This window comes from Maritalea mobilis (assembly GCF_019800885.1).
Lineage (GTDB): Bacteria > Pseudomonadota > Alphaproteobacteria > Rhodobacterales > Rhodobacteraceae > Roseibacterium > Roseibacterium beibuensis.
Window position 1 is genome coordinate 1,733,551 of the sequence record NZ_JAHVKE010000001.1, and the last position, 24,485, is coordinate 1,758,035.

Here is a 24,485-nt window from a genome sequence, read left to right on the forward strand (position 1 = left end):
AGTGACGCCATGACCCCGTTCCGCCTTGTCATCATCCTGGGCTGCGCCGCCTTCCTGTCGGGGGCCACCTATCTTTCGTGGTTCGGCGTCGCGCGCGAAAGCGGCGATCTGGCCGCCAGTGCCGCCTCCATTCGCGCCGGGTCCGGCACCGGCGGCGGCTATTCTTCATTCGGACGGGTCAAATGAACGGAAAGGATGCGTGATGCTTGACGCAATTGTCTGGGCCGAGGTCGTCTCGACCATCTTTTACACGGCGCTTGGGCTGATCTTGCTGTGGGGCAGCTGGAAGGTGATCCAGCTGATGTCGCCCTTCTCGATCATCAAGGAGATCGAGGAAGACCAGAACACCTCGCTGGCCGTGCTGATCGCGTCGGTCTTCATCTCCATGTCGATCATCATCGCCGCCGTCATCCTGTCTTGAGCATTTCCGACCAGAGCGGGACAAGCCAGCCGGGGCCGGATCTGAAGGTCGTCTGGCTGCTGGCCGCGACCTTTTTCGTCGCGGTCGCGGGCCTGATCTACGAGCTGATCGCGGCAACGATCTCCAGCTACCTGCTCGGGGATTCCATCCGGCAATTCAGCTTCGTGATCGGCGTGTTCCTGACGGCGATGGGGGCCGGCGCGTGGCTGTCGCGCTTCGTGGGCGATGCGCTGTCGGGCTTCGTGCGCACCCAAATCGCGCTTGGCGTCATTGGCGGGGCTGCCGGACCGCTCCTGTTCTTCGCCTACGCGATCTACGGCGCGGTAAGCCTGCCGCTTTACGCGATCCTGATGGCCATCGGCATCCTGTCGGGCATGGAAATCCCGCTCATTACGCGGGTGTTGAAAGAGATCGGGGCCGCCGAATTCCGCTTCGAGAATGTCCTGACCGCCGACTATATCGGGGCGTTGGCGGCCTCTCTCGCCTTTCCACTTCTGATCGTGCCGAACCTGTCGCTGATGGCGGCGTCGCTGTCCTTCGGCGTGATGAACCTGGCCGTCGCCGGGTTTTCGCTGTGGCTGTTCCGCGACCGGTTGCCCAGGGGGCTGTGGCTGCCTTGGGCGGCCTTCCTTCTGGCAGCGCTGACCGCGCTGGTCCTGTCGGAGCGGCTGGTCGCCAGCGTCGATGCGCGCCTGTTCCAGGACGAGGTCATCTTCCGCGAAGAGACGCCCTATCAATCCATCACCATTACGCGCTTCGACGAACGCTACCGCCTGTTCCTCGACCACTCCATCCAGTTCGACAGCCTTGACGAGCACCGCTACCACGAGATGCTGGTGCATCCCGCCATGGGCCTCGCCCCGCGCCGCGCGCATGTCCTGATCCTTGGCGGTGGCGACGGGATGGCCGCACGCGAGGTGCTGCGCCACGATGGCGTCGAGCGGGTTACGCTGGTGGACCTCGACCCGCGCGTGACCGAGATCTTTGCGACCAACCCCGACCTTGCCGCACTGAATAACGGCGCACTGACTGACCCGAGGGTCGAGATCGTGTCCGCCGATGCATGGAGCTTCATCGCCGAGGATGACGCGCTTTACGACGTGGTCATCGCCGACCTGCCTGACCCCAAGACCATCGCTCTGTCGAAGCTCTATTCGATCGAGTTCTACAACATGCTGGTCGAGCGGCTGACAGCCCAAGGGCTGATCGTCACGCAATCCGGGTCGCCGACCTTCGCGCGCGACGCCTTTTGGACGGTCTCCGCAACGCTGGATGCGGCCAGAAATCCCTTCGCGCCGGACAGCACCTTGGAGACGCTGGCCTACCACGCCTATGTGCCAAGTTTCGGAGATTGGGGGTTCGTGATGGCAGGCCCGACACTCCCCGCCGAAGGCCGAGCACCGGAGTTGCCCGACGGCTTGCGCTTTCTGACCGAGGCGCAATGGGACGCCGCGCAGGTCTTTCCCGGCGATACCGGCCCGGTCGAGGTCGGGGTGAACTCGATACAGGGCCATCCGCTCGTGGCCCTATATCAACGCGGATGGGATTACTGGTTCCGCTAGGCCCGCCTAGCCGTTCAGGTGCGCCCGCATCGCGGTGATGCCCGCGTCGGTGATGCCGTGTCCCGGCCCCGGCGCCACGTGCAGTCGCGCGCGCGCACCCAGCCGCTCGAAGACCGCGAGGCTCTCTTGTGCCCGCGCCAGCGGGATGTGCGGGTCCTCTTCATGCACCGTGATCTCGACCGGCGTGCCAGAGAGGTCCGTGTCGTAGTCGAAGGCCTTGGCGGCAAACCCGTAAAGCGCCGGCTGCGGCCCACCGGTCATGGCGTCCCGCGTGCCGACCAACCCCGCCGACAGGCCGAACACCGCCGCCAAGCCGCCCTTGCGCGCCGCGTATTCCAGCGCAAGGCATCCGCCTTGGCTGAACCCCGCCAGCGCGATCTTTTCGCGCGGCAGGCCCCCTTCGACCAAGGCGTCGATGGCCGCATCGACGGCAGCCAGGCCACGGTCGACATGCGGGTTCATCTGCCCCATCGGCGCAAGGAACGAGGTCGGCCACCAACTCCGCCCGGGGGCTTCGGGGGCAATGGTCGCAATATCAGGCAGCGCCAGCGCCTCGCCCAAACCGAGGATATCGGCAGCCGAGCCACCCCGACCATGCACGAGCACCAGCCCCATGCGGGCCATGGCGGGGTTAACCCCGCCGACACGCAGCGGGGTTTCCTGATCCACGGCCATCACGCCACCTTCAGCGGCGGCAGAACCGCCTCGATCCGGTCGCGCATGGGTTCGTACTGCTGCGGCAGCTTCAGCTCCTGCCCCATGGTTTCCTGCGGTTCATCCACGGCAAAGCCCGGCGGATCGGTGGCGATTTCGAACAGAACGCCGCCCGGCTCGCGGAAGTAGATCGCGTTGAAATACTGCCGATCGATCTGCGGCGTAACGTCGAACCCGGCCGAGGCCACCGCTTCGCGCCAAGCCATCTGCGTGTCGTCATCCTCAGCCCGGAAGGCCACGTGATGGATTGTCCCGGCCCCTTGCCGACCGATCGACGGCGCGTCCGAGCGCATCAGGTCGACCACCGTGCCGCGGGCATCGCCCGGAACGGCGAAGCGCAGACGCTCGACCCCATCGATGGTTTCGTGCCCCTGCTCTCGATAGCCGAAGATATCGGTCAAGAGCTTCGCGGTCGGCGCAAGGTCACGCTCCCACAGGGTGACGGAGTGGAACCCATCCAACGCGTCCGCGCTCTCGCGCTCCGTTTCGATCAACTCGACCGGTGCGCCATCGGGGTCGCGCAGGGTGATGACGCGCTGGCCGAACCGCTCGACCGGGCCTTCGAAATCGACGGCGTCGGAGGCCAGCTTTTCCATCCACGCATCAAACCCACCCTTCGGAACGGCATAGGCATAGGCGCTAGCCATCCCTGCGCCGGCCCGGCCGGGGCCCGCATTGGCGAAGGGAAAGAAGGTCAGGATGGTGCCGGGCGACCCGGCGTTGTCGCCGTAATAGAGGTGGTAGGTGTCGGGCGCATCGAAATTCACGGTCTTCTTGACCAGCCGCTGACCCAGCAGGCCGGTGAAGAAATCGACATTGGGCTGCGGCGGCCCGGAAATGGCCGTCACGTGGTGGATGCCGGGAATGGTCTTGGACATTTCGCTCCTCCTTGAATGGCTCATCGGCGGTTTGGCCGGTGTCTGCCGGTAAAATGGCCGTAATCTCTCCTGCCTCAATGCACATGCGCGCATGGGGTCTGTGCGTAATCTGAGAGGTGGCGGGTGCCGGCCGCCCCAGCCTTTTCGGTTTGCTCCGCCCGATCATTCCGCGCATCATCCCGCCCGAAACAAAGCCACGCTGCGCCATGCCAGCGGCAAAAAGACGAAACGGACAACATGGACCTTCAGACTCACTTCGCGACATCCTCGGATGGCACCCGGATCGCTTACGCCACGGCCGGTGAGCCGGCGGCGCCGTCAATCCTTTTGATCCACGGCTGGTCGCAGCAATACATCTGCTGGACGCCGGCCATCTCGCGGCTGGCCGACCGGTTTCACCTCGTCGCGATGGACCTGCGCGGGCATGGCGGATCGGACAAACCCGACGCGACCGAGGCCTATACGGACACCCGTCTTTGGGGCGACGATGTGAAGGCGGTGATCGATGCGGCCAGCCTCGACAAACCGGTCCTGGTCGGCTGGTCCTACGGCTCGCGCGTGATCGCGGCGCATATCGCCACGCATGGCGACGCGCATCTGGGCGGCATCGTGCTGGCCGGTGGGATCGTGGCCGTCGGCAAGGCGCGCGAAGACTGGATGGTCGGCAGCGCCAGCCCCGGCCTGGACCGCGACCTCTATACCGAGGACATCCCACGGCGGCTGGCGGCGACGGCCCGGTTCGTCGATGCCTGCACGGCAGAGCCCTTAGACCGGCGCGCCTATGCCGAGCTTGTCGGCGCCAACATGCTCTGCCCCGCCCATGTCCGGCGCGCGCTTTTCGCGGCAAACCTCGACTTTCGCCCGGTCTACGCCGCGCTATCCTGCCCCGGCCTCGTGATCCACGGCGCCGCCGATACCGTGGTTTCGCCCGCAACGGGGGAACATGCCGCCGAGATCATGCCAAAGGGCCGGTTCATTGCGTATGAGGGCGTCGGGCACGTCCCGTTCCTTGAAGCACCCGATCGATTTGCCGAAGACCTCGCCACCTTTGTCACAGACTGCCGGACCGAAGGATAAATCATGTATAAGAAAGGCGAGATTTCCTACAAACCGCTTCCCCTGCCCGATCGTGTCCAGAAACCGGACGCGGAGGCGTTGCAGGCGGTGGAGGCGTTTCGCGACTACATGCGCAAGCGCCATTCCGTGCGCGACTATTCGGACCGTCCCGTCCCGCGAGAGATCATAACGGCCTGCATCGAGGCCGCCGTCACGGCGCCCTCGGGCGCGAACCACCAGCCATGGCATTTTGTGGCCATCGCGAATCCCGAGATGAAGGCCACGATCCGTGCCGCGGCCGAAGAGGAAGAGCGGGAGTTCTACGCAGGCGGCGCGGGCGACGAATGGCTGGCCGCGTTGGAGCCGATCGGAACGGGCGTGTCAAAACCGCACCTGACCAAAGCGCCCTGGCTGATCGTCGTCTTCGCGCAACGCTATGGCCTGACCGAGGACAACCAGCGCTACAAGAACTACTACGTGCCTGAAAGCGTGGGCATCGCCACAGGCATGCTGATCACGGCGATTCACCAGGCAGGTCTGGTCTGCCTGGAGCACACGCCGAACCCGATGAAATTCCTACCCGAGCTTTGCGGCCGCCCGGCGCATGAAAAGGCGGTGATGATCATACCCGTGGGCTGGCCGGCGGAGGATGCCACCGTGCCAGCCGCCGCCAAACGCAAGAAACCCATGGACGAGGTCATGTCCGTCTTTGACTGACCCGTTCTGGCCGTGCGGCCGGACCCAAGCCCGGATCAGATGACGGTGACGCTCAGGGTTCCAACGCCTTCGATCTCGGCCTCCATCACGTCACCGCGTTCGACGGCCGCGACGCCTGCGGGCGTGCCGGACATGATCACGTCGCCGGGCGCGAGTTCGAAATACTCGGACAGGTAGGAGATCATTTCAGGCACCTTCCAGATCATCTGGTTCAGGTCGCCCTCCTGCCGCAGGTCACCGTTCACTTTCAGCGCAACGCGACCATGGTCGGGATGGCCAATCTCCGAGACCGGGCGCACCGGGCCGACGGGAGCCGACCGTTCGAACGCCTTTCCGATTTCCCAAGGGCGCCCCATCTTCTTGGCCTGCCCCTGCAGATCGCGCCGCGTCATGTCGAGGCAAACACCGTAGCCCCAGACATGCTCCAACGCCTTGTCCAACGGGATGTTCGTGCCGCCGCTTTTCAGAGCGACCAACAGCTCGATCTCATGATGCACGTCGCAACTGTTGGGTGGGTAGGGAAACTCACCCGACGGATCGAGGTTGTCGGGGTTCTTTTGGAAGAAGAAGGGCGGTTCGCGGTCGGGGTCATGGCCCATCTCGACCGCGTGGGCAGCGTAGTTCCGGCCGATGCAATAGACCCGCCGGATCGGAAAGGCGCCGTCGCCAGTCGTGGGAATGCTGTGCACCTCGGGCGCGGGGATGACGGTATTCGACATGCTCTTCCTCTTGATCTGCTGGACCGAATCGACGGGTCCGCCCCCCCTTGGCCCCACGGTAGCGTGTAGACGGACCACACGGGCGGCGGTGGGTTTCAGACATTGCCCTGTCCGGCATGTGCCGTGCAAACCTCAATCGAAACCGTCCCGAACGGCAAGAGCCGTTTTGGCGCGTCGAGACCGCTTATCCCGCATCTCCAACGTGCCGCAGTCTTCCCTTTCGAAAAGCACCGAAAGTTCAAGGAGGTCGGAGCGCAAAACACCCGGCGTCCGAGGGCACACGAGCGACCCCACGATGTGGTCAGCTTCAAACACGCTGGTCCATCGAGAATTTTTTTCCTCAGGAATGGCGTGGGTTCGTACTATTTTCTCCATGAGACATCGCGCCAAAGACCGAGACTGACGCGGGCGCGACCCAAAGGGAGGGGCTGAAATGCTGGCGAAAATACTGGTGCCCGTGCGGGGCGATGGCATGGGAAAAACGGTCATGAGACACGCGGCCGTCTTGGCGCATCTGCACAAGGCGCATGTCACCGTGGCCCATTGCCGGGCGAAACCGGAAGACATGTTTCCCTACAGCACCCTGCTGCCCGCCTTTGCAAGCGAAACCATCAAGGCCCAGGCGGCCGAACTGGCCGATCAGGAAGAAGAGGCGCTGCGCGAAGCGATCCACGAGACGGCCCGGGCGCTGGACCTGGTCGAGACCGAAACCCCGGATGGCACGAGCGCGAGCGTCCAGTTCATCGAAGAATTCGGGCGCATGGGAGATATCATCAAGCATCACGGACGCCTCGCCGATCTTGTCGTGACGCCCAAGCCGAACCGCGACCGGAACCTTGGGACGAATGCGCTGAAATCGGCCCTGTTCCAAACGGGCCGTCCGGTTCTGATGTGTCCGCCGTCGGATGAGGTCGCACCGGATTTCGGCACGCATGTCGCCATTGGCTGGAATGGATCGCTCGAGGCCGCCCGCACCGTCGCGCTGACCATGGATATCGTGGCCAAAGCGGACCGTGTGAGCATACTCGCGGTTGGCAGTGGGGAACCGCACGGGGCCACCGCCGAAGAGCTCGTCCAGTACTACCGCCTGCGCGGCAAATCGGCGGATGTGCACAGGTTCGACTCCCGCAAACCGGGCACTGCCCTGCTTGAGAAGTCCGAGGCGATTGGGGCCGGTTTGCTCATCATGGGGGCGTATGGCCACAGTCACGAACGCGAGACACTTTTCGGCGGCAACACGCAAACCGTTGTAGATCAAGCGAAAATCCCTGTCGTTTTTGCGCATTGATTGAATACGATGGTACGCAATTAAATTTCTCTTGAATTGAGTTGCGCGCAAGATAATTACCTTCCCATGTGCCAGCAGAGACTTTTCGAAAGGGGGGAGCTTTTCTGAAGGGTCTGCGCGGCGAGGGTCTTGATCATGGGAGGAAAAGACATGACGGTTTCCAAGCGGGTTTTATTGCAATTGGGATGTGCGGCGATCGTCGCCCTGGCACCGCTGCCATCGGTAGCGCAGGAGTGGGAGCCGAGGCGCCCAATCGACTTCACGATCATGGCCGGTCCGGGTGGCGGCGCCGACCAGATCGCCCGGTTCATCCAGTCGGTGGCCGAAGAATACGACATGACCAACCGCCCGCTGGTTCCGAGCAATCGGGGCGGTGGTTCGGGCGCCGAGGCGCTGATCCACGTCGCGAATGCCTCCGATCCCGATCACACGATCCTGGTGACCCTGAATTCGTTCTTCACCACACCGCTGCGGCAGTCCGAGTTGGGGATCGACATCCAGACCTTCACGCCGGTCGCGATGATGGGGGTCGATCCCTTCGTGCTGTGGGTTCATACCGAGTCCGGCATCACGACCTTCGATCAGTTCGTCGAACAGGTGCAGTCCATGGGCGGCGAATTCGTCATGGGCGGGACCGGTGCCGGGCAGGAAGATTCGATCGTGATCGCATTCATGTCGGCGGCCTACGACCTCGACATCAACTACATCCCCTATGATGGCGGCGGCGCCGTGGCCCGCGACCTTGCCGGTCAGCAAATCATGGCGACGGTCAACAACCCGGCAGAAGCCAAGGGCTTCTACGAGGCGGGCGATTTCGTGCCGTTGCTGGCCTTCTCGGACGAGCGCTTGCCGGCCTATCCCGACGTGCCGACCATCCGGGAACTCGGCCACGACTTCTCGTATTACAACCAGCGGGCCGTTGTCGGCGCGCCGGGCATGTCGGACGAGGCCGCGGCCTATTACCAGGACCTCTTCGGCCGCATCTACGAGTCCGAGGAGTGGCAGGCCTACCTGGAGTCCGAAAGCCTCGCACCGCTTTGGATGGATGCCGACGAACAGCGCGCCTACTGGGCAACGCAGGTCGAAAACCACCGCGAACTGCTCGAAGCACTTGGCGAGTAATCGCTTGTCCTGACGGCACTTTGACCAAGGCAGACCAGCGATGCGCAATGGCGAAATCATAACCGCCGGGGTCTTGGCGCTCTTTTCCATATACCTGATGTGGGAGAGTGCCGAGCTACCCATCGGCTACATCCCCGGGCGTGGCCCCGGGGGCGGCTTCTGGCCATTCTGGCTATCGGCCATCATGCTGGCCTGCTGCGGCCTGATCGCATTCAACTGGTGGCGGCGAACTTCGCCGCCATCGCGCTCGGAAGAGCCGTTTCTCGACAGCTATGGCTGGCGGATGGTGGCGCTTGTGGGCGGAGGCGTGGTCGTGTTCGTCGCCCTGATCAACATCATCTCGATGTACGGGGCGATCGCCGTTTTCCTGTTCTACTACCTGCGTTTCCTCGGCCGCCACTCCTGGGGCCTGAGCATCTCGCTCGCAGTCGCGACGCCCTTGGTTTTCTTCTTCTTCTTCGAGGGCGCCATGCAGATCACCATGCCGTCGGGCATGTCCTTCACCGACCCGGTGTTCGATCTGCTTTACGAAATCATCTACTAGGCGGCGCTGCGCATGGAAATCCTTTCCCTTCTTGGCGACGGCATGCTGCTGGCCGTCCAACCCCAGAACCTCCTGCTGATCGTGATCGGGGTCACGGTGGGCCTGTTCATCGGCGCCATGCCCGGGCTTGGGTCAGTGAACGGGGTCGCGATCCTGTTGCCCATCACGTTCCTGGTGCCCCCGAGCGGCGCGATCATCTTCCTCGCCGCGATCTACTACGGCGCGATGTATGGCGGTGCGATTTCATCCGTGACACTTGGCATTCCGGGGGCATCGACCGCCGTGGCCACCACCTTCGACGGCCGGCCACTTGCCCGACAGGGGCGTGCCAGCCTTGCGCTGGTCACGGCAGCGCTGGCCTCATTCGTGGGCGGCACGGTGGCCAACGTGTTCTTCACCGCTTTTGCGCCGCTGCTTGCAGACGTGGCCCTGTCCTTCGGCCCGCCAGAAATCTTTGCGCTGATGCTTCTGGCCTTCGCCACCTTCGTGGGGCTGGGTGGGGATGACATTCCCAAGACCATTTTCTCGATCTGTTTTGGCCTCGTGCTGGGGGCGATCGGTTTCGACCAGATCTCGGGCGCGCCCCGGTTGGTGCTGTTCGATATCACCGGTTTCCTGCAGGGCATCGGCTTCCTTGTCCTCGCCATCGGCGTCTACGGCATCGGCGAGATGCTCTGGACAATCGAGCAATCGCGCGGCGACGTCGAAAGCACGAACCCGAAAATGACCATGCGCGGCATGGCGGCGGACACGGCCGAAGCCACGCGGCGCGGATGGAAGGGAACGGCCATCGGATCGGTGCTCGGGTTCTTCGTCGGCATCCTGCCTGCGGCGGGTGCAACGCCTGCGTCCCTCATGTCCTATGGCGTTGCCAAGATGGTCTCGCGCGTGCCCCATGAATTTGGCCGGGGCAACCCGGACGGCGTCGCCGCGCCAGAGGCCGCCAACAACTCGGCCTCGACCGGATCCATGCTGCCGATGCTGACGCTTGGCATCCCCGGCTCGCCCACGACCGCCATCCTGCTTGGTGGTATGGTCATCTGGGGTCTTGTGCCCGGACCGCTATTGTTCGTGCAGGAAACCGAGTTCGTGTGGGGCCTGATCGGCTCGTTCTACATCTCGAACGTTGCGGCGGTTCTGATCAACCTGGCCTTCATCCCGGTCTTCATCTGGATGCTGCGCATGCCCTTCACGATCCTCGCGCCGATGATCTTCGTGCTGTCCATCGCTGGCGGCTTTGCCGCGACACGAGACATGTTCGACATCTGGCTGATCGTGATTTTCGGGCTGGGCGCCTTCGTCCTGCGCCGCTTCGACTATCCGCTCGCGCCGGCGGTGCTGGCCATCGTGCTTGGCCCGATCGCCGAGCCGACTTTGCGCCAGTCACTGCTGCTGTCTTCGGGGGATCCGTCGATCTTTTTCACCCGCCCCGTGGCCGCGCCGATCACGATCATAGCGCTGATCCTGCTGTTCCTGCCGGCGGTCAAACTGCTCCGGCGCGGGCGTGGAAAAAGTGGGGCAGAGCCGTCCTGACCGGCTCTCCCCTTCAGCTATACAATCCCGCGACCCGCGCCCGGAGGCGTGTCAGGCCAAGCACCGTGTCAATGGTCGGGGTTTCCGTCTGGGTAACGCGGCCAAGCTCCTGCACGGACCCCAAGAGCGCGTCGATTTCCATGGGGCGACCCGCATCAAGATCCTGCAACATGGAGGTGCGATGCGCGCCCACGGCTGCGCCGCCATCGATGCGGCGGTCGACGTCAATGGGGAACTTCACGCCCAGCTTCTCGGCGATCTCCTGCGCCTCGAGCATCATGTTGCGCGCCACGGCGCGGGTGCCGGGATCGGTGCAGAGCACGTCCAGCGTGGCATGCGTCAGCGCCGAGATCGGGTTGAAGGACAGGTTGCCCCAAAGCTTGACCCAGATCTCGTCGCGCAAGCGGGGCCGCACCGGCGCCTTGAGCCCGGCCGCGGCAAGCGCCTTTGACAGCGCCATCGCACGCTCCGATTTCGAGCCGTCCGGCTCACCGAGGGAGAAGCGGTTGCCCTCGATATGCTTGATCACGCCGGGTTCCGAGACCTCGGCGGCGGGGTAGACGACGCAGCCCAGCACGCGGTCGGGGCCAAACCCGTCCCATTGCGCATTGCCGGGGTCAACGGTTTCCAACCGGGTGCCCTCAAGCGGGCCGCCGATCTTGTGGAAATACCACCAGGGCACACCGTTCACGCCCGAGACGATGGTCGTGTCAGGCCCGATGAGCGGCTGCATCTTGTCGACCACGGGCGGGACCGAATGCGCCTTGAGCGTCACGATGACGTAGTCCTGCGGCCCCAGATCTGCGGGGTTGTCCGAGGCGGTAACGGACACGGTGCTGGTGCCGCTCTCCTCGATCAGGGTCAGGCCATTTTCCTTCATCGCGGCCAAATGCGGGCCGCGCGCGACCAGGCTGACATCCGCCCCGGCCTGCGCCAGCTTGACGCCCATGTAACCGCCGATCGCGCCGGCGCCAAAGATGCAGATTTTCATGGATCAGTCTCCTGCCCGCGCGGAAGGGCGGGCGCGTAAGTCGATGGGGGCCGTGCGGCGCCAGGGCCGCACGGCCATGATGGTGTCAGGCCACGAGGCCCAGTTTCTCGGCCAGGCCGATGCGCTGCAACTTGCCGGTGGCGCCTTTCGGGATCTCGTCGAGGATCAGAACCTTGCGCGGCACCTTGAAGGCGGCCAGCCGTTCGCCCGCGAAGGCCCGGATTGCCGCCTCGTCGGCCTCGGCGCCTTCACGCAGCACGACGGCGGCGGCCACCTCTTCGCCCAGCTTGGGATGGGGCAAGGCAAAGGTGACGACCTGAGCGATGGCCGGGTGCGCCGAGAGCACACCGTCAACCTCGAGCGGGCTGACCTTTTCGCCGCCCCGGTTGATGATCTCCTTCAGGCGACCGGTCAGGGTCAGGTAGCCCTCTTGATCGAATTGCCCCTGGTCGCCGGTGCGGAACCAGCGCTTGCCCTCGGCCTCGAAGAAGGACTTGGCATTGGCCTCAGGGTTGCCCTCGTAGCCCGGGGTGACATTCGGCCCCGAGATCACGACCTCTCCGGTGCCCTCGATCAGGCGGTCCTCCACCTCGTGCGCGATGCGCACCAGAGGGCCAGCCTCGATGCCGACCGAACCGGGCTTTTGCGCGCGCGGCGGCAGCGGGTTCGAGGCCATCTGGTGCGTGGCCTCGGTCATGCCGTATCCCTCGATCACCGGCGCGTTGAAGGTCTTGGCCAGCTGTTCCATGACCGGGCCGGGCAGCGAGGCCGAGGAGGACCGCAAGAAGCGCAGCGGTACCTCGGCGATGGTCTCGGCGTTGCGACCGGCGCGGGCCAGGATCGCTTGGTGCATGGTCGGCACCGCCGTATACCAGGTCGGATGCGCCTCTTTCATCCATCCGAAAAATTTCATCGCGTCGAAACCCGGCGCGCACCAGACCGAGCCGCCCGCCGCCAATGTGGACGAGACTGCGGCGATCAGACCGTGGATGTGGAAGAGCGGCATCACGTTCAGGCAGCGATCCTCCGGGGTCAACGCCAGCGACGCGCCGATATTGCGCGCCGAGGCAGCCAGGTTCGATTGCAGCAGCGGCACGATCTTGGGGCGCGAGGTCGTGCCCGAGGTATGCAGGATCAGCGCGACATCCTCGGCGCCGGGGGCGGCGGGATCGGCGGTGCCGGCGCTGCGCTCGGGCGTCAAGGTGAATTGCCCTGCCGCGCCGTCCGCATCCGGCGTCAGGCGGATGACCGCCAGGTCCAGCTTGCGCGCGGCGGCCAAGGCCGGGCCCTCTTCGCTGTCCAGCAGGACGATGGCCTTGGCTTTGAGGTCCTCGAGGTAGAAGGCGAACTCGTCCTCCTTGTAGGCGGGGTTCAGCGGGCAGGTCGTGGCCACCTGCGCCACCGTCACGAAAGCCGCCGCCATTTCCGGACCATTCGGCAGCACGATCGCCACCCGGTCCCCGCGCCCGACACCCGCCGCATGCAGCGCACCGGCCACCGACTGCGACAAGTCCCGCAAACCGCCATAGCTCAGCCAGTCACGACCAGGAGCGCCAATCGCAGGCGTTTCACCCGGATGCCCCGCAATCAAGTCAGCCAGCAAGTCCGTCATCTCTTCCTCCCCAAGCGAAATCTCTTCCGCGCAACAATAGGTCGCAAAAAGCTGTCAGCAATGCCAATTGTGATCCTGCGCAGGCATCTGCGCGCGTTTTATTGCTGGTTGGTTGCGGATTCGTGGTCACCAGCGCCTGTGGACGGATTGAGGCAGACCGGTCGCCCTTACCGAGATGGCAAGTGCCCGTGAAACGGCCTCCGCTGGCTTGTGTCAGCGCCCCGAAAACTGCCTGCGCTCCCGAAACCACTTGGATCCACCTGCCAGGCCCGAAGAAGGCGACACGGCCAGCCATGACCCTTGAGGGTGTACGGGTTTCAAACTCACATTCTGACCCGGAATTGAAGACGACTTTGGGCATGCACGTGATCGAACGAACACTCGGGGCCGGATACGTTTCTTTCTGCACTGTTCATAGATCTGGAGAGAGCAGCAGACATCTTAAGGTGGACAAGGACTTCTGCAGTTTTCGCTTATGCGGTGGCGCATCCACCAGATCCGCAAACAGTTGCGGTCGCGGGTGTTATTATTGGCAACGTACAACGGATGACCCGATCCGCCACTGAAAAGCCCAATCCACATCTTCTATGTCTGGAAAATGGATGGGCGAGCCGCAGTCCGGAATTGGCGCTTGGATTGAACCGCGCCCACAGGATTTCATGAATTGGATGGCGGAGACGAAGGGATTCGAACCCTCGAGACGGTTTCCCGCCTACTCCCTTAGCAGGGGAGCGCCTTCGACCACTCGGCCACGTCTCCGTCGACCCGTTTAGTGGGCATGGCCGGGAGGGGCAAGGGGGAAAGGGCCACCTTGGGCGCCCTATTCCTTACGCGTTGAACAGGAAATGCAGAACGTCGCCGTCCTTGACCTCGTAGCCCTTGCCTTCGACCCGCATCTTGCCGGCATCCTTGGCCGCCTGTTCGCCGCCCAGGCTGACGAAATCGTCGTAGGCGATGGTTTCGGCGCGGATGAAGCCGCGCTCGAAATCGCCGTGGATGACGCCAGCAGCCTGCGGGGCGCGGGTGCCGCGGCGGATGGTCCAGGCGCGGGCCTCTTTTGGGCCGACGGTGAAATAGGTCTCGAGCCCCAGAAGGTCGTAGCCTGCGCGGATCAGCCGGTCGAGGCCCGCCTCGTGCAGGCCCAGTTCCTCGAGGAACATCTGCGCCTCGTCGGCATCGAGCTGGCTGATCTCTTCCTCGATCTTGGCCGAGATCACGACCTGCCCGGCCCCCTGTTCGGCGGCCATTTCCGCCACCTTGTCCGACAGCGCATTTCCGGTCGCGGCCTCGCCCTCGTCGACATTGCAGACGTAGAGCACGGGCTTGGTGGTCAAAAGCTGCAGCCCCTTCCATGCCTTGGCGTCATCCTCGGACACCTCGACCATGCGGGCGGGCTTGCCCTCTTCGAGCATGGCCTTGGCCTCTTTCATCAGGCGCTCTTGCTGGACGGCTTCCTTGTCGCCGCCACGCACCTTGCGGACGATATTCTGCAAGCGCTTCTCGATCGACTCGAGATCGGCCAGCATCAGTTCCGTTTCGATCGTGTCGGCATCCTCGACCGGGTCGACGCGGCCCTCGACATGGGTGACGTCGTCATCCTCGAAACAGCGCAGCACGTGGGCGATGGCATCGACTTCGCGGATATTGGCGAGGAACTGATTGCCGAGGCCTTCGCCCTGCGACGCGCCCTTCACCAGGCCAGCGATATCCACGAAGGTCATGCGGGCCGGAATGATCTGCTTTGAGCCCGCGATCCCTGCCAGCGTGTCCAGCCGCGCATCGGGCACGGCAACCTCGCCCACGTTCGGCTCGATCGTGCAGAAGGGAAAATTGGCAGCCTGCGCGGCGGCCGTCTTGGTCAGCGCGTTGAAGAGGGTGGATTTGCCCACATTCGGCAGCCCCACGATCCCGACCTTGAACCCCATGTTTCGCCCTCGTGCCTTGGAAATTCGCCGCCTTCTACGGTGCGCACGCGAAAGGGGCAACCGAATGTGGTAGCATGAACGCAGCAACCATAGGCGCGCCATGCACATCACACCCTATCTCTTCTTCGACGGCACTTGCGAGGCAGCCCTGACCTTCTATGCCGAATTGCTCGGGGCGCCCGCGCCGGAGATCCTGCGCTTTGCCGACATGCCCGAAGCCGACCGTGCGCAGATGGCAGGCATGGCGGACGATGCGGTAATGAACGCCACGCTGCGCCACGGCGACCTGGAGATCCTGGCCTCGGACAGCGCCGCCGGCGACGGGGCCGGGATGACCGGCGCGTCGTTGCATCTGGCGCTGGACAGCGTGGCCGAAGCGCACCGGGTCTTCGCCGGGCTGGCCGAGGGCGGCGAGGTCGGCATGCCGATGGGTGAAACCTTCTGGACGCCCGCCTTCGGAACGGTGCGCGATCGGTTCGGCATCCGCTGGATGGTGTCCGTCGAAGACGGTGTTGAGGCCTGATCCCTCGCGCCCCATTGATTTCCCCGCCCCTTTGGCCCAAACCCGGCAACGGAGTTTTTGACGGGGGAGCCCATGACACGCATCGACGATACCTTCGCACGCCTGCAGGCCGAGGGGAAAAAGGCCTTCGTCGCCTATGTCATGGCGGGCGATCCCGATTACGAAACCTCGCTCGAGGTGGTGCGCGGCCTGCCCGGTGCGGGTGTCGACATCATCGAGTTGGGCATGCCCTTCACCGACCCCATGGCCGATGGTCCGACGATCCAGTTGGCCGGCCAGCGCGCGCTGGAAGGCGGGCAAACGCTCGAAAAGACCCTCCAGATCGCGCGCGAGCTGCGCAAGGATGACGACACCACCCCGATCGTGATGATGGGCTATTACAACCCGATCTATTCGCGTGGCGTGGACCGGTTCCTCGCCGATGCGAAAGAGGCCGGGATCGACGGGTTGATCGTGGTGGACCTGCCGCCCGAGGAAGACGAGGAATTGTGCATCCCGGCGCAAAAGGCGGGGCTCAACTTCATCCGGCTGGCCACGCCCACGACCGATGACAAGCGCCTGCCCAAGGTGCTGCAGAACACCAGCGGGTTCGTCTACTACGTGTCGATCACCGGGATCACCGGCGCGGCCGAGGCGCAGGCCGGTGACGTCGCCCCCGAGGTGGCCCGGATCAAGGCGCAAACCGACCTTCCCGTCATCGTGGGCTTCGGCATCAAGACCCCGGACGCCGCCGAGGCCATTGCAGGCGTCGCCGATGGCTGCGTCGTCGGCTCGGCCATCGTGGGCGAAATCGCGGCGGGCCGTACACCCGTGGACGTGCTGTCCTTTGTCAAGGGATTGGCAGACGGCGCGCATCGCGCCTGAGCGGGCGGCTCGCGGTGGCGGAACGCCACAATGGACAGGGTGAGAGACAGGCGGTAAGAAAACCATACCAATTCCTGCGGACAGGGGGAGGCCGCCATGCCCGTCATCACCGAAATCGAAGACCTGCGCCGCATCTACCGCCGCCGCGTTCCCAAGATGTTCTACGACTACGCGGAATCGGGCAGCTGGACGGAACAGACTTTCCGCGAAAACTCGTCCGATTTCGACGAAATCCGCCTGCGTCAGCGCATCGCCGTGGACATGGCGGGCCGCACGACCGCCTCGCAACTGGTGGGGCAGGACGTGGCGATGCCGGTCGCCCTGGCTCCGGTGGGCCTGCTGGGCATGCAATCGGCCGATGGAGAGATCAAAGCCGCCCGCGCCGCCGAGAAGTTCGGCGTGCCGTTCACGCTTTCGACCATGTCGATCTGCTCGATCGAGGATGTGGCCAGCCACACCTCGAAACCGTTCTGGTTCCAAGTCTACACGCTCAAGGACGACGACTTCATGAAGCGTCTGTTCGACCGCGCGAAAGAGGCGAAATGTTCGGCGCTGGTCATCACCGTGGATTTGCAGATCATGGGGCAGCGCCACAAGGACCTGAAAAACGGTCTCTCCGCGCCGCCGAAACTGACTCCCGCCTCCATCGCCAACCTCGCCACCAAGGTGCCTTGGGGGCTGGAGATGCTGCAAACCAAGCGGCGGTTCTTCGGCAATATAGTCGGCCACGCAAAGGGCGTGAAAGATCCCAGCTCGCTCGGCTCATGGACGGCCGAGGCCTTCGACCCATCGCTTGACTGGGCGCGGATCAAACAGTTCCGCGATTGGTGGGACGGCCCCGTGATCCTCAAGGGCATCCTCGACGAGGAGGACGCGAAACAGGCGATCAAAGTGGGTGCCGATGCCATCGTCGTGTCGAACCACGGCGGGCGGCAACTGGACGGCGCGCTTAGTTCCATCCGCATGCTGCCGCGCATCATGGATGCGGTGGGCGACAAGATCGAGGTGCATCTCGACAGCGGCATCCGCTCGGGCCAGGACATCCTCAAGGCGCTCGCGCTTGGGGCCAAGGGCACGATGGTGGGCCGCGCCTTTGTCTATGGCCTCGGGGCCATGGGACAGGAAGGCGTGAAGAAATCGCTCGAAGTGCTGCACAAGGAACTCGACACGACCATGGCGCTCTGCGGCGAACGGGACGTGAAGAACCTTGGGCGTCACAACCTTCTGTTGCCCGAGGATTTCGAAACGCGCTGGCGCTGACGGCTCAGACCATCCGCTCGGCGGCGCGCATCCGCGGCAACAGCAGCAGCGGCACGATCAGCAGCATCGCCGCCCCGGTGGCAAAAGCGATGCGAAGGCCGACGGCCTCGGACAGGAAGCCCATCAGGGGCGGCCCGATGAAAAAGCCGAAATAGCCGATCATCGCGGCGCGCGACACGGCCAGCGTGCGCCGTTCGGGCTCCGCATGGACGCCGGTCAACGCCAGCGCCAGCGGCGCCACCACCGACACGCCCAGCCCCAGCAATCCGAAGCCGAGATAGGCGAGGATCGGCACCGGGGCCGAGGCCGCGATGATCAGCCCCGCCGCCGCGATCAGCACCGCGAAGCGCAGAACGGTCATCTCGGACCCGCGAAACGTGACCATCTGGCCCAGCAGGCGGCCGATGCCCATGGTCAGGCCCAGCATGGCCGGGCCAAGCGCGCCCTCGGCCGCGCCACCGCCCAGCGTGCGTTCGACATGCAGCGCGGACCACCCCTCGGTCGCGTTCTCGACAAAAAAGGCGATCAGCACGACGAACCCCGCGATCCAGGCATGCCGCCCCACATGGCCCCGGCTGGCTTGCGGCGCGTCCCCTTCGGCCTGCTGGCTCATGCGGGGCCAGGTGAACGAGGCAAGCGCCAACGTTGCCGCCGCGATCAGCACGAACCACAGGGCAGGCGAAAGCGCCGCCTCGCGCGCGATCCCGGTCAGGGCGGCACTGGCCGCGTAAGCAAAGGAATAGCAGGCGTGGTTGAGGTTCATCAGCGCCGTGTTGTGCCGCGCCTCAAGTCGGGCCACGCGCGCATTGGCAAGGATGTCGGCCATGCCGGTGGTCATCCCGACCGCGACCATCGCGATGCTGAAGAGCGCCACGCTCGCCGCCCACCCCAAAGGCGCCGCCGCCGCCGCCATGGCCACGACCGACAGCGTCAGGGCCGCGCGCGGCAGCCGCGCCTCGACCCGCGGTGAGATTGCCATCGCGATCAGGGCCCCTCCGGAAGACGCCAGCAGGATCATCCCGAACAGCGCGTCCCCTGCCCCGATCCGCGCCTTGAGGTCGGGGATATAAGCCGCTGTTCCGCCCCAGAAGACGCCGATAGCGGCAAGGGCGGCGATTGGCGCGCGCGACAGGATCGCCGCGTTCAGAAGGTCGGAGAGGCGTTGCATATCCCGCCGCTATCCCGCCCGCGCCGGACGGGCAAGCCCCCTGCTGCCCGACCGCGGCATCGGTATGTTCCTTTTCCTCTGGCCAAATAGGGGATTCGGCGCTAATGGAGCGTCTTCATCGGGGCCGACACCCTTGGAGGCGGCCCCTCTAACCTATGGAGATATAGCTATGGCTGGTGAGATTCCTGATCTTATCGCCGAGGCACGGACGGGGACAGGCAAGGGGGCCGCTCGTCAAGCTCGCCGTGAAGGCAAGGTGCCCGGTATCGTGTACGGCGGCGGTGTAGACCCGCTTCCCATTCAGATCCCCTTCAACGCGTTGCTCAAGCGCCTCAAGGATGGCCGCTTCCTCTCGACCCTCTTCAACCTGAAGGTCGAAGGCCAGGACGACGTGCGCGTGATCTGCCGCAATGTCCAGCGCGACGTGGTCAAGGACCTGCCGACGCATGTGGACTTCATGCGCCTGCGCCGCACCTCGAAGGTCAACCTCTTCATCCCCGTCGAAGTGACCGGCGAGGAACAAGCCCCCGGCCTGAAGAAGGGTGGCGTTCTGACGATGGTCCGCCCCGAAGTCGAACTGATCGTGACCGCGGGCGATATTCCCGATCACATCACGATCGACGTCTCGGGCCGTCAGATCGGCGATGTCATCCACATCTCGGACGTGACCCTGCCCGAGGGCGCGAAGCCGACGATCGACCGTGACTTCGTGATCGCGAACATCACCGCCCCGTCCGGCCTTGTCAGCGCCGAGAACGAAGCGGACGACGAGGCAGCAGCCGAAGCCGCGGAAGCCGCCGAAGAGGCGTGATCCGGACGCGCTGCGCGCCGTCTTTCAATGACTTGAAAACGCCGCTCCTCGGGGCGGCGTTTTTCATTCCGCCTCGTCCGATCCCCAGACCTTGCGAAACCCGAGGATCTTGCGGCTGGACACGACCGGGTCGTAGGTCATGCCCATCGCCGACATGGTATCGACGATCTTCTTGATGACACTGGGCCCATATTGCTTTGGGTGCAGTTCCATCGCGCAAAACCGCAGCGGGCATTTCCACAGACGGTCGAAAAATCCCGCCTCGGCCCCTTCGACATCCATCAGGACGACATGGGGGCGATGCGCGCGGATCAACTTGTGAAACCCGATCAGCGGCACCTCGACCTGCCGCCCCCCCTGCGCGCCCAGTCGTGACCCGGTGAACCCGTTCGAGATATGGAAGCTGGCGGTTTCGCCCTCCTCGGCCACGCCGGACACGGCCCCATGCAGCAGGGTGACGCCCTCGCAGCCATTGCGCGCAAGATTGGCCTCGATCACGGGCAGAAGGGCCGGGTTCGCCTCGACCGACAGCACATTTTCCGACGCGGTCCTCTGTGCGGCCAGCGTCGTGACATATCCCAGCCCCGCGCCCAGTTCGAGCACGCGAAACCCCGATTTCACGCAGCGGTCGGCGGCGCGCGCCTCATCCGCCTCATAGGTGCCGGTGCTCAGTTTCTCGATGATCTCGGGTGTGGCCACCCCCTTCGGAACATGCAGGTCGACGCCGTTGATCCGAAAGGCGATCGCGGTGAGTGGATCTTCTGAAGAGGGTTTGGGGGCCATGCCGTGCATCATGGCCCGCGCCCTACCCCGTGACCATGGCAAAAACGCGGCGCCTCCGGCTTGGCAAAGGCGCGACGGGCTGGCATCACCGCGGGAAGACAGGAGGATGCGCCATGAAACTCTGGGTCGGGCTGGGCAATCCGGGGCCGAAATACGCGGGCAACCGGCACAATATCGGCTGGATGGCTGTCGAACGTATCGCCGAGGATCACGGGTTTGCGCCGTGGCGGTCCAAGTTCCAGGGCAGCCTGACCGAGGGTAGCCTCAAGGGCGAAAAGGTCCTGCTGCTGAAACCCGAAACCTTCATGAACCTTTCCGGCCAGTCGGTGGGCGAGGCCATGCGCTTCTACAAGCTGAGCCCCGCCGACGTAACCGTCTTCCATGACGAGTTGGACCTCGCCCCCGGCAAGGTCCGGGTGAAGCAGGGCGGTGGGCATGCGGGCCATAACGGGCTGCGGTCGATCCACCAGCATATCGGTGAGGCCTACCAGCGTATCCGGCTTGGCATCGGGCATCCCGGCCACAAGGATCGCGTGGCGGGCTATGTCCTGTCGGATTTCGCCAAGGCCGATCAGGATTGGCTCGACGATGTGCTGCGCGGCGTGTCGGACGGGGCCCCTGCCCTTGCCAGCGACGACACGGGCCGGTTCCAGAACGCCGTCGCCTTGCGCACCGCGCCGCCCCGATCTTCGGAAAAAGCGAGCGAAACGAAGATTCCGATCGACAAAACGAAGGCAAACCGCGCGGAGCCGAACAAAACCGACGACACGCGTAGCCCGCTGCAAAAGCTCGTGGACCGGTTCAAGTGAGCGCCGAGACGGTCCGCGCGGCATTCCGCGACCAGGGGAAAAGCTGCGCGATGCTCGGCTCGCCCTTCATGGGGCGGCTCATGTCGCTGATGGCCGACCGGCTGACCTCGGACAGCACCGTGGCTGCACGGGTTCTGGCGTGGGAGGGTGATGTCAGCTCCGCGGGACAGTCGATCCCCCTGCGCTTGGCCGGGGCCCTGCATGGCCTGATCCTCGACAGACTGGATGCCGAGTTGGCCGCGGCCTACCCGCCCAATACCGTATCAGACGCAGCGCTTTGGGCAGCGGTGAGCGGGGCATTCACCCGCCACGAGGCGCGGTTGATGGAATGGCTCGACCAGTTCCCCCAAACCAATGAGGTGCGCCGCGCCAGCGCCCTGCTTCCGGCGCTGTGGCATCTCGATGAGATTTACGGCCTGCCCCTTGTCCTGTCCGAATTGGGGGCAAGCGCGGGGCTGAACCTGTCGCTTGGCCGCTTTGCCCTGCACGCGCCCGACGGCATCGGCGGCCCTGCCGACAGCCCGGTGCAGTTGCAGCCCGATTGGCGCGGGGATGCGCCCCCTGCCCCGCGAACCCTGACCGTGGCCGAGGCGGCAGGCGTCGATCGCAACCCGCTCGATCCGCATGACCCGGTGCATGCCTTGCGGCTGACGGCCTATCTCTGGCCCGATCAGCCGCATCGCCTCGCCCTCACGCGGGGGGCGATCTCCCTGGCCGTTGCCGCGCCCGATGCCGGGGACGCCGCGCCATGGCTGGCCGGGCGGCTGGCCGCTCCCCATCCCGGCCATTTGCATGTCGTCTTCACAACCGTGGCCTGGCAGTATTTCCCACCCGAGACACAGGCCGCCGCCACCGCCGCGCTCGAGGCCGCCGGCGCCAAGGCGACCCGCGCCGCCCCGCTGGCGCATGTGTCGCTTGAGGCCGACGGTCGGCCCGAGGGTGCCGCCCTGACCCTGAGGCATTGGCCCGAAGCGCCCGAGCCGCACTGCCTTGGACGCGCGGATTTCCACGGTCGTTGGGTAGATTGGCGCGGATAGCCCGCGTTCCCCTTGACTTGTCTTCTGGCCGTGACATGTGGATCGTCAAGCGCACAGGACAGAGAAGGCAACATGTCATTTGAAATGGACCCTTCGGTCAATGTCCGCGGCGGGCCGCTGCAAAGCTGCTCGCGCGATCCCATGACCGGCTTCTTCCGCAGCGGCGCCTGTGACACCTGCGCCGAGGATGCCGGGCACCACACGGTCTGCGCCGTGATGACGGACGAGTTCCTCGCCTTTTCGAAATACGTCGGCAACGACCTGTCGACCCCGCGCCCGGAATACGACTTCCCGGGGCTGAAGGCAGGGGATCGCTGGTGTGTGTGTGCCAGCCGTTTCCTGCAGGCCCATGACGGCGGCTGTGCGCCGCGCGTGAACATGGACGCAACCCACGAGCGCACGCTGGACGTAGTGCCGTTGGAGGTGCTGGAGACCTACGCGCTCGACGCGGAGGACCCGCTGGTCTGACTCTCTTCGCCTTGCGCGACGGGCACAATGGGCATGCCCTCGCCCATCAGGTCATCGACGAACAATGACAGAAGCTGCGGACGCCCGCTGACCCCGGCCTTGCGATAGATGGCGTTGGTCTGGGCCTTGACGGTGCCCTGCGAGGTGTCGCGCAACTGTGCGATCTCGGCAATCGACATGCCCTTCAGCGCGAACAGGGCCACGTCGCGCTCGGCCGGCGTCAGACCCCATTCCTCGAAGCGATCCGCGACGACCTCCATGAACGCCCCAGACGCGGCGCGCAGAGCCTCTTCGGCGGCCCGGGTCCGCCGCAGGGAGGCGCGCAGCAACATGGCCCCAAGGACCACGCCAAGGACCAGACCCAGGGCGGCCGCGATTTCCATGGCCTCGCGATAGGTCCACGGGATCGGCGAGATCGGGACCCCCAGAACAGACAACAGGATATCCGACACGAAGAAGATCCCGCAGAGGGATTGGATCACGAGGATCGCACCGAAGAGCCATGGGTGCTTCAGCACAGGCGGCACCGCTGGCGGCGTTGATCGTCCCCCGTGTCAGTCATCGTCATCATCGTCCCCGCCGTCATCGTCGCCGCCGTCATCATCGTCGTCGTCATCGTCATCATCATCGTCGTCGTCATCGTCGTCATCATCATCGTCGTCGGCGTCGTCGTCATCATCATCGTCGGCGTCGTCGTCATCCCCATGGCCGGGGCCGTCACCATCATCGCCCTGGTACGAAAACTGCGGCTCGACCGACCCGTCGCCGGATGTATAGTCCCGCAGGATCGCACCGTTGCGGGGGTCGAAAACGATCTCGCGCATAAGGTTGCCGCGTCGCGCCACCACGCGCACACGGCCAAGCAGGGTCCGACGGATTTCCAGCACGGTGAACCCCTGCGCCTCGAGTTGACGCTGAACCGAACGCGTCGCGGCATCCTGCGCAAGCGCGGGCGCAGCACCAGCCGCAGTGGCCAGCAGCCCTGCGAGTATCGCGCGTCGCGTCATCATCGCCTTGTCCTTTCGAGACAAACCCCGCCGACAGAGGCACCGCCGGCGGGAGTGAGAAAATCCGTCATGCCAATATGGCCAACATCAACGGGTCAGTCATCGTCGTCGTCATCGTCGTCGTCACCGTCGTCATCGTCGTCGTCATCATCATCATCGTCGTCGTCATCGTCGTCATCATCATCGTCGTCATCGTCGTCATCGTCGTCATCATCGTCATCATCATCATCGTCGTCATCATCGTCATCATCGTCTTCATCGTCGTCGTCGTCATCATCCTCTTCGACGAAAGACGTTAGCATCTCACCATCTTCGGAATAGAAGAACTCGCCTTCCAGCCCGTTGCCATAGGCCTCGACCTCGTAGCCGTCATCCTCGACGTCGATCTCGATCCGTTCATAGCCCTGCGCGGCGAGGTCCGCGACGATGGCATCAATCACCTCCTGGTCGACGGCAAAGGCCGAACCGGCACCCAGGACAAGCGCGGCGGCGGACACGGTAAACATATGCTTGCGGTTCATGAGGGTATCTCCCGTTCTGTCAGTTTGGTTCTGGCGAACCTGAATGGTCCGCTCCTCATCAGACTGACTAGCGGCACCTTCCCCAGCCATTGCCACGGGGTTTAGACCCGGTGCCATAAACCCCGGCGCTATGCCCATATACCTTGGGTTTA

General features: G+C 64.6%; 27 protein-coding genes and 1 tRNA gene. 16 read left to right on the top strand and 12 right to left on the bottom strand.

Annotated elements, in window-relative coordinates; all coding sequences use genetic code 11:
- Nucleotides 1-9: 9 nt before the first annotated feature.
- The 3 genes from KUV65_RS08400 to KUV65_RS08410 are packed head-to-tail and all read left to right on the top strand — an operon-like array spanning nucleotide 10 to nucleotide 1,983.
- Nucleotides 10-186 (top strand): hypothetical protein, encoded by a 177-nt coding sequence (locus KUV65_RS08400; RefSeq protein ID WP_222189367.1) that lies wholly within the window; start codon nucleotides 10-12, stop codon nucleotides 184-186.
- Between the two features lie 16 nt (nucleotides 187-202).
- Nucleotides 203-421: a DUF350 domain-containing protein gene (locus KUV65_RS08405; RefSeq protein ID WP_222189369.1), complete on the top strand. Its 219-nt coding sequence runs from the start codon at nucleotides 203-205 to the stop codon at nucleotides 419-421.
- The gene (locus tag KUV65_RS08410; protein ID WP_222189371.1) at nucleotides 418-1,983 is read left to right on the top strand and encodes a polyamine aminopropyltransferase; all 1,566 of its coding nucleotides are present in this window, start codon (nucleotides 418-420) and stop codon (nucleotides 1,981-1,983) included. Before KUV65_RS08405 ends, KUV65_RS08410 begins: the two co-directional genes overlap by 4 nt.
- A gap of 6 nt (nucleotides 1,984-1,989) precedes the next feature.
- Here KUV65_RS08410 and KUV65_RS08415 read toward each other — a convergent pair whose 3' ends face one another.
- Nucleotides 1,990-2,658, bottom strand: a complete 669-nt coding sequence (locus tag KUV65_RS08415) for an alpha/beta hydrolase (protein ID WP_222189373.1) — start codon at nucleotides 2,656-2,658, stop codon at nucleotides 1,990-1,992.
- Nucleotides 2,658-3,575 (bottom strand): ring-cleaving dioxygenase, encoded by a 918-nt coding sequence (locus tag KUV65_RS08420; RefSeq protein ID WP_222189375.1) that lies wholly within the window; start codon nucleotides 3,573-3,575, stop codon nucleotides 2,658-2,660. Before KUV65_RS08420 ends, KUV65_RS08415 begins: the two co-directional genes overlap by 1 nt.
- 237 nt (nucleotides 3,576-3,812) lie before the next feature.
- Between KUV65_RS08420 and KUV65_RS08425 the strand changes: the two genes are divergently transcribed.
- Both KUV65_RS08425 and KUV65_RS08430 read left to right on the top strand, forming a co-directional pair.
- A complete protein-coding gene (locus KUV65_RS08425) occupies nucleotides 3,813-4,652 on the top strand; it encodes an alpha/beta fold hydrolase (RefSeq protein ID WP_222189377.1) in 840 nt (279 codons plus the stop codon).
- Between the two features lie 3 nt (nucleotides 4,653-4,655).
- A complete protein-coding gene (locus tag KUV65_RS08430) occupies nucleotides 4,656-5,348 on the top strand; it encodes a nitroreductase family protein (protein ID WP_222189379.1) in 693 nt (230 codons plus the stop codon).
- A 35-nt stretch (nucleotides 5,349-5,383) separates the two neighbouring features.
- On the opposite strand, the gene KUV65_RS08435 is transcribed toward KUV65_RS08430, so the two are convergent.
- Nucleotides 5,384-6,067, bottom strand: a complete 684-nt coding sequence (locus KUV65_RS08435; protein WP_222189381.1) for a fumarylacetoacetate hydrolase family protein — start codon at nucleotides 6,065-6,067, stop codon at nucleotides 5,384-5,386.
- A 487-nt stretch (nucleotides 6,068-6,554) separates the two neighbouring features.
- On the opposite strand from KUV65_RS08435, the gene KUV65_RS08440 reads away from it, so the two are divergent.
- The 4 genes from KUV65_RS08440 (at nucleotide 6,555) to KUV65_RS08455 (ending at nucleotide 10,554) form a co-directional block, all read left to right on the top strand.
- Nucleotides 6,555-7,355 carry a universal stress protein gene (locus KUV65_RS08440; protein WP_374107057.1) on the top strand — a complete coding sequence of 267 codons (801 nt, stop codon included), beginning with the start codon at nucleotides 6,555-6,557 and terminating at the stop codon, nucleotides 7,353-7,355.
- A 150-nt stretch (nucleotides 7,356-7,505) separates the two neighbouring features.
- Nucleotides 7,506-8,477 (top strand): Bug family tripartite tricarboxylate transporter substrate binding protein, encoded by a 972-nt coding sequence (locus tag KUV65_RS08445; RefSeq protein ID WP_222189384.1) that lies wholly within the window; start codon nucleotides 7,506-7,508, stop codon nucleotides 8,475-8,477.
- Between the two features lie 40 nt (nucleotides 8,478-8,517).
- Nucleotides 8,518-9,021 (top strand): tripartite tricarboxylate transporter TctB family protein, encoded by a 504-nt coding sequence (locus KUV65_RS08450; protein ID WP_222189386.1) that lies wholly within the window; start codon nucleotides 8,518-8,520, stop codon nucleotides 9,019-9,021.
- Between the two features lie 12 nt (nucleotides 9,022-9,033).
- Nucleotides 9,034-10,554, top strand: coding sequence for a tripartite tricarboxylate transporter permease (locus KUV65_RS08455; protein ID WP_222189388.1), 1,521 nt, complete (start codon nucleotides 9,034-9,036; stop codon nucleotides 10,552-10,554).
- A 13-nt stretch (nucleotides 10,555-10,567) separates the two neighbouring features.
- On the opposite strand, the gene KUV65_RS08460 is transcribed toward KUV65_RS08455, so the two are convergent.
- The 4 genes from KUV65_RS08460 to ychF all read right to left on the bottom strand — a co-directional run bounded on the left by KUV65_RS08460 (nucleotide 10,568) and on the right by ychF (nucleotide 15,082).
- A complete protein-coding gene (locus KUV65_RS08460) occupies nucleotides 10,568-11,545 on the bottom strand; it encodes a 2-dehydropantoate 2-reductase (RefSeq protein ID WP_222189390.1) in 978 nt (325 codons plus the stop codon).
- Nucleotides 11,546-11,630: 85 nt separating this feature from the next.
- Nucleotides 11,631-13,157 carry an acyl--CoA ligase gene (locus KUV65_RS08465; protein ID WP_222189392.1) on the bottom strand — a complete coding sequence of 509 codons (1,527 nt, stop codon included), beginning with the start codon at nucleotides 13,155-13,157 and terminating at the stop codon, nucleotides 11,631-11,633.
- 669 nt (nucleotides 13,158-13,826) lie between these two features.
- A tRNA-Ser gene (locus KUV65_RS08470) sits at nucleotides 13,827-13,916 on the bottom strand.
- Between the two features lie 68 nt (nucleotides 13,917-13,984).
- A complete protein-coding gene (gene ychF / locus KUV65_RS08475; RefSeq protein WP_222189394.1) occupies nucleotides 13,985-15,082 on the bottom strand; it encodes a redox-regulated ATPase YchF in 1,098 nt (365 codons plus the stop codon).
- Between the two features lie 100 nt (nucleotides 15,083-15,182).
- On the opposite strand from ychF, the gene KUV65_RS08480 reads away from it, so the two are divergent.
- The 3 genes from KUV65_RS08480 (at nucleotide 15,183) to KUV65_RS08490 (ending at nucleotide 17,729) form a co-directional block, all read left to right on the top strand.
- Nucleotides 15,183-15,605, top strand: coding sequence for a VOC family protein (locus tag KUV65_RS08480; protein WP_222189396.1), 423 nt, complete (start codon nucleotides 15,183-15,185; stop codon nucleotides 15,603-15,605).
- A gap of 72 nt (nucleotides 15,606-15,677) precedes the next feature.
- Nucleotides 15,678-16,469, top strand: coding sequence for a tryptophan synthase subunit alpha (trpA, locus tag KUV65_RS08485; RefSeq protein WP_222189398.1), 792 nt, complete (start codon nucleotides 15,678-15,680; stop codon nucleotides 16,467-16,469).
- Nucleotides 16,470-16,565: 96 nt separating this feature from the next.
- Complete coding sequence (locus tag KUV65_RS08490) at nucleotides 16,566-17,729, top strand: alpha-hydroxy acid oxidase (protein WP_222189399.1); 1,164 nt, start codon at nucleotides 16,566-16,568, stop codon at nucleotides 17,727-17,729.
- Between the two features lie 4 nt (nucleotides 17,730-17,733).
- Here the strand turns inward: KUV65_RS08490 and KUV65_RS08495 are convergent, their stop codons facing one another.
- Entirely contained in the window at nucleotides 17,734-18,897 is a 1,164-nt protein-coding gene (locus KUV65_RS08495; RefSeq protein ID WP_222189400.1) for an MFS transporter, read from the bottom strand.
- A gap of 169 nt (nucleotides 18,898-19,066) precedes the next feature.
- On the opposite strand from KUV65_RS08495, the gene KUV65_RS08500 reads away from it, so the two are divergent.
- The gene (locus KUV65_RS08500; protein ID WP_222189401.1) at nucleotides 19,067-19,708 is read left to right on the top strand and encodes a 50S ribosomal protein L25/general stress protein Ctc; all 642 of its coding nucleotides are present in this window, start codon (nucleotides 19,067-19,069) and stop codon (nucleotides 19,706-19,708) included.
- Nucleotides 19,709-19,771: 63 nt separating this feature from the next.
- Here the strand turns inward: KUV65_RS08500 and KUV65_RS08505 are convergent, their stop codons facing one another.
- Nucleotides 19,772-20,491 (bottom strand): FkbM family methyltransferase, encoded by a 720-nt coding sequence (locus KUV65_RS08505; protein WP_222189402.1) that lies wholly within the window; start codon nucleotides 20,489-20,491, stop codon nucleotides 19,772-19,774.
- Nucleotides 20,492-20,604: 113 nt separating this feature from the next.
- On the opposite strand from KUV65_RS08505, the gene pth reads away from it, so the two are divergent.
- The 3 genes from pth (at nucleotide 20,605) to KUV65_RS08520 (ending at nucleotide 22,805) form a co-directional block, all read left to right on the top strand.
- Nucleotides 20,605-21,300: an aminoacyl-tRNA hydrolase gene (gene pth / locus KUV65_RS08510; protein WP_222189403.1), complete on the top strand. Its 696-nt coding sequence runs from the start codon at nucleotides 20,605-20,607 to the stop codon at nucleotides 21,298-21,300.
- Nucleotides 21,297-22,337: a DUF2332 domain-containing protein gene (locus KUV65_RS08515; RefSeq protein WP_222189404.1), complete on the top strand. Its 1,041-nt coding sequence runs from the start codon at nucleotides 21,297-21,299 to the stop codon at nucleotides 22,335-22,337. Before pth ends, KUV65_RS08515 begins: the two co-directional genes overlap by 4 nt.
- A 72-nt stretch (nucleotides 22,338-22,409) precedes the next feature.
- Nucleotides 22,410-22,805: a DUF2237 family protein gene (locus KUV65_RS08520; protein ID WP_222189405.1), complete on the top strand. Its 396-nt coding sequence runs from the start codon at nucleotides 22,410-22,412 to the stop codon at nucleotides 22,803-22,805.
- On the opposite strand, the gene KUV65_RS08525 is transcribed toward KUV65_RS08520, so the two are convergent.
- The 3 genes from KUV65_RS08525 to KUV65_RS08535 form a co-directional block, all read right to left on the bottom strand.
- On the bottom strand, nucleotides 22,772-23,323 hold the full coding sequence (locus KUV65_RS08525) for a helix-turn-helix transcriptional regulator (protein WP_222189406.1): 552 nt from the start codon (nucleotides 23,321-23,323) through the stop codon (nucleotides 22,772-22,774). The genes KUV65_RS08520 and KUV65_RS08525 overlap by 34 nt on opposite strands.
- A gap of 36 nt (nucleotides 23,324-23,359) precedes the next feature.
- Nucleotides 23,360-23,815 (bottom strand): PepSY domain-containing protein, encoded by a 456-nt coding sequence (locus KUV65_RS08530; protein ID WP_222189407.1) that lies wholly within the window; start codon nucleotides 23,813-23,815, stop codon nucleotides 23,360-23,362.
- Between the two features lie 92 nt (nucleotides 23,816-23,907).
- The gene (locus KUV65_RS08535) at nucleotides 23,908-24,333 is read right to left on the bottom strand and encodes a PepSY domain-containing protein (RefSeq protein ID WP_222189409.1); all 426 of its coding nucleotides are present in this window, start codon (nucleotides 24,331-24,333) and stop codon (nucleotides 23,908-23,910) included.
- Nucleotides 24,334-24,485 lie beyond the last annotated feature (152 nt).

What these genes read in the sequence shown, in the direction of transcription:
- KUV65_RS08435 (WP_222189381.1), bottom strand. Translation starts at nt 6,067, where the DNA reads ATGTCGAATACCGTCATCCCCGCGCCCGAGGTGCACAGCATTCCCACG.
- KUV65_RS08430 (WP_222189379.1), top strand. Translation starts at nt 4,656, where the DNA reads ATGTATAAGAAAGGCGAGATTTCCTACAAACCGCTTCCCCTGCCCGAT.
- trpA (WP_222189398.1), top strand. Translation starts at nt 15,678, where the DNA reads ATGACACGCATCGACGATACCTTCGCACGCCTGCAGGCCGAGGGGAAA.
- pth (WP_222189403.1), top strand. Translation starts at nt 20,605, where the DNA reads ATGAAACTCTGGGTCGGGCTGGGCAATCCGGGGCCGAAATACGCGGGC.
- KUV65_RS08535 (WP_222189409.1), bottom strand. Translation starts at nt 24,333, where the DNA reads ATGAACCGCAAGCATATGTTTACCGTGTCCGCCGCCGCGCTTGTCCTG.
- KUV65_RS08415 (WP_222189373.1), bottom strand. Translation starts at nt 2,658, where the DNA reads ATGGCCGTGGATCAGGAAACCCCGCTGCGTGTCGGCGGGGTTAACCCC.
- KUV65_RS08460 (WP_222189390.1), bottom strand. Translation starts at nt 11,545, where the DNA reads ATGAAAATCTGCATCTTTGGCGCCGGCGCGATCGGCGGTTACATGGGC.
- KUV65_RS08490 (WP_222189399.1), top strand. Translation starts at nt 16,566, where the DNA reads ATGCCCGTCATCACCGAAATCGAAGACCTGCGCCGCATCTACCGCCGC.
- KUV65_RS08400 (WP_222189367.1), top strand. Translation starts at nt 10, where the DNA reads ATGACCCCGTTCCGCCTTGTCATCATCCTGGGCTGCGCCGCCTTCCTG.
- KUV65_RS08440 (WP_374107057.1), top strand. Translation starts at nt 6,555, where the DNA reads ATGAGACACGCGGCCGTCTTGGCGCATCTGCACAAGGCGCATGTCACC.
- KUV65_RS08505 (WP_222189402.1), bottom strand. Translation starts at nt 20,491, where the DNA reads ATGGCCCCCAAACCCTCTTCAGAAGATCCACTCACCGCGATCGCCTTT.
- KUV65_RS08480 (WP_222189396.1), top strand. Translation starts at nt 15,183, where the DNA reads ATGCACATCACACCCTATCTCTTCTTCGACGGCACTTGCGAGGCAGCC.
- KUV65_RS08530 (WP_222189407.1), bottom strand. Translation starts at nt 23,815, where the DNA reads ATGATGACGCGACGCGCGATACTCGCAGGGCTGCTGGCCACTGCGGCT.
- KUV65_RS08465 (WP_222189392.1), bottom strand. Translation starts at nt 13,157, where the DNA reads ATGACGGACTTGCTGGCTGACTTGATTGCGGGGCATCCGGGTGAAACG.
- KUV65_RS08420 (WP_222189375.1), bottom strand. Translation starts at nt 3,575, where the DNA reads ATGTCCAAGACCATTCCCGGCATCCACCACGTGACGGCCATTTCCGGG.
- KUV65_RS08405 (WP_222189369.1), top strand. Translation starts at nt 203, where the DNA reads ATGCTTGACGCAATTGTCTGGGCCGAGGTCGTCTCGACCATCTTTTAC.
- KUV65_RS08455 (WP_222189388.1), top strand. Translation starts at nt 9,034, where the DNA reads ATGGAAATCCTTTCCCTTCTTGGCGACGGCATGCTGCTGGCCGTCCAA.
- KUV65_RS08495 (WP_222189400.1), bottom strand. Translation starts at nt 18,897, where the DNA reads ATGCAACGCCTCTCCGACCTTCTGAACGCGGCGATCCTGTCGCGCGCG.
- KUV65_RS08445 (WP_222189384.1), top strand. Translation starts at nt 7,506, where the DNA reads ATGACGGTTTCCAAGCGGGTTTTATTGCAATTGGGATGTGCGGCGATC.
- KUV65_RS08450 (WP_222189386.1), top strand. Translation starts at nt 8,518, where the DNA reads ATGCGCAATGGCGAAATCATAACCGCCGGGGTCTTGGCGCTCTTTTCC.
- ychF (WP_222189394.1), bottom strand. Translation starts at nt 15,082, where the DNA reads ATGGGGTTCAAGGTCGGGATCGTGGGGCTGCCGAATGTGGGCAAATCC.
- KUV65_RS08500 (WP_222189401.1), top strand. Translation starts at nt 19,067, where the DNA reads ATGGCTGGTGAGATTCCTGATCTTATCGCCGAGGCACGGACGGGGACA.
- KUV65_RS08520 (WP_222189405.1), top strand. Translation starts at nt 22,410, where the DNA reads ATGTCATTTGAAATGGACCCTTCGGTCAATGTCCGCGGCGGGCCGCTG.
- KUV65_RS08425 (WP_222189377.1), top strand. Translation starts at nt 3,813, where the DNA reads ATGGACCTTCAGACTCACTTCGCGACATCCTCGGATGGCACCCGGATC.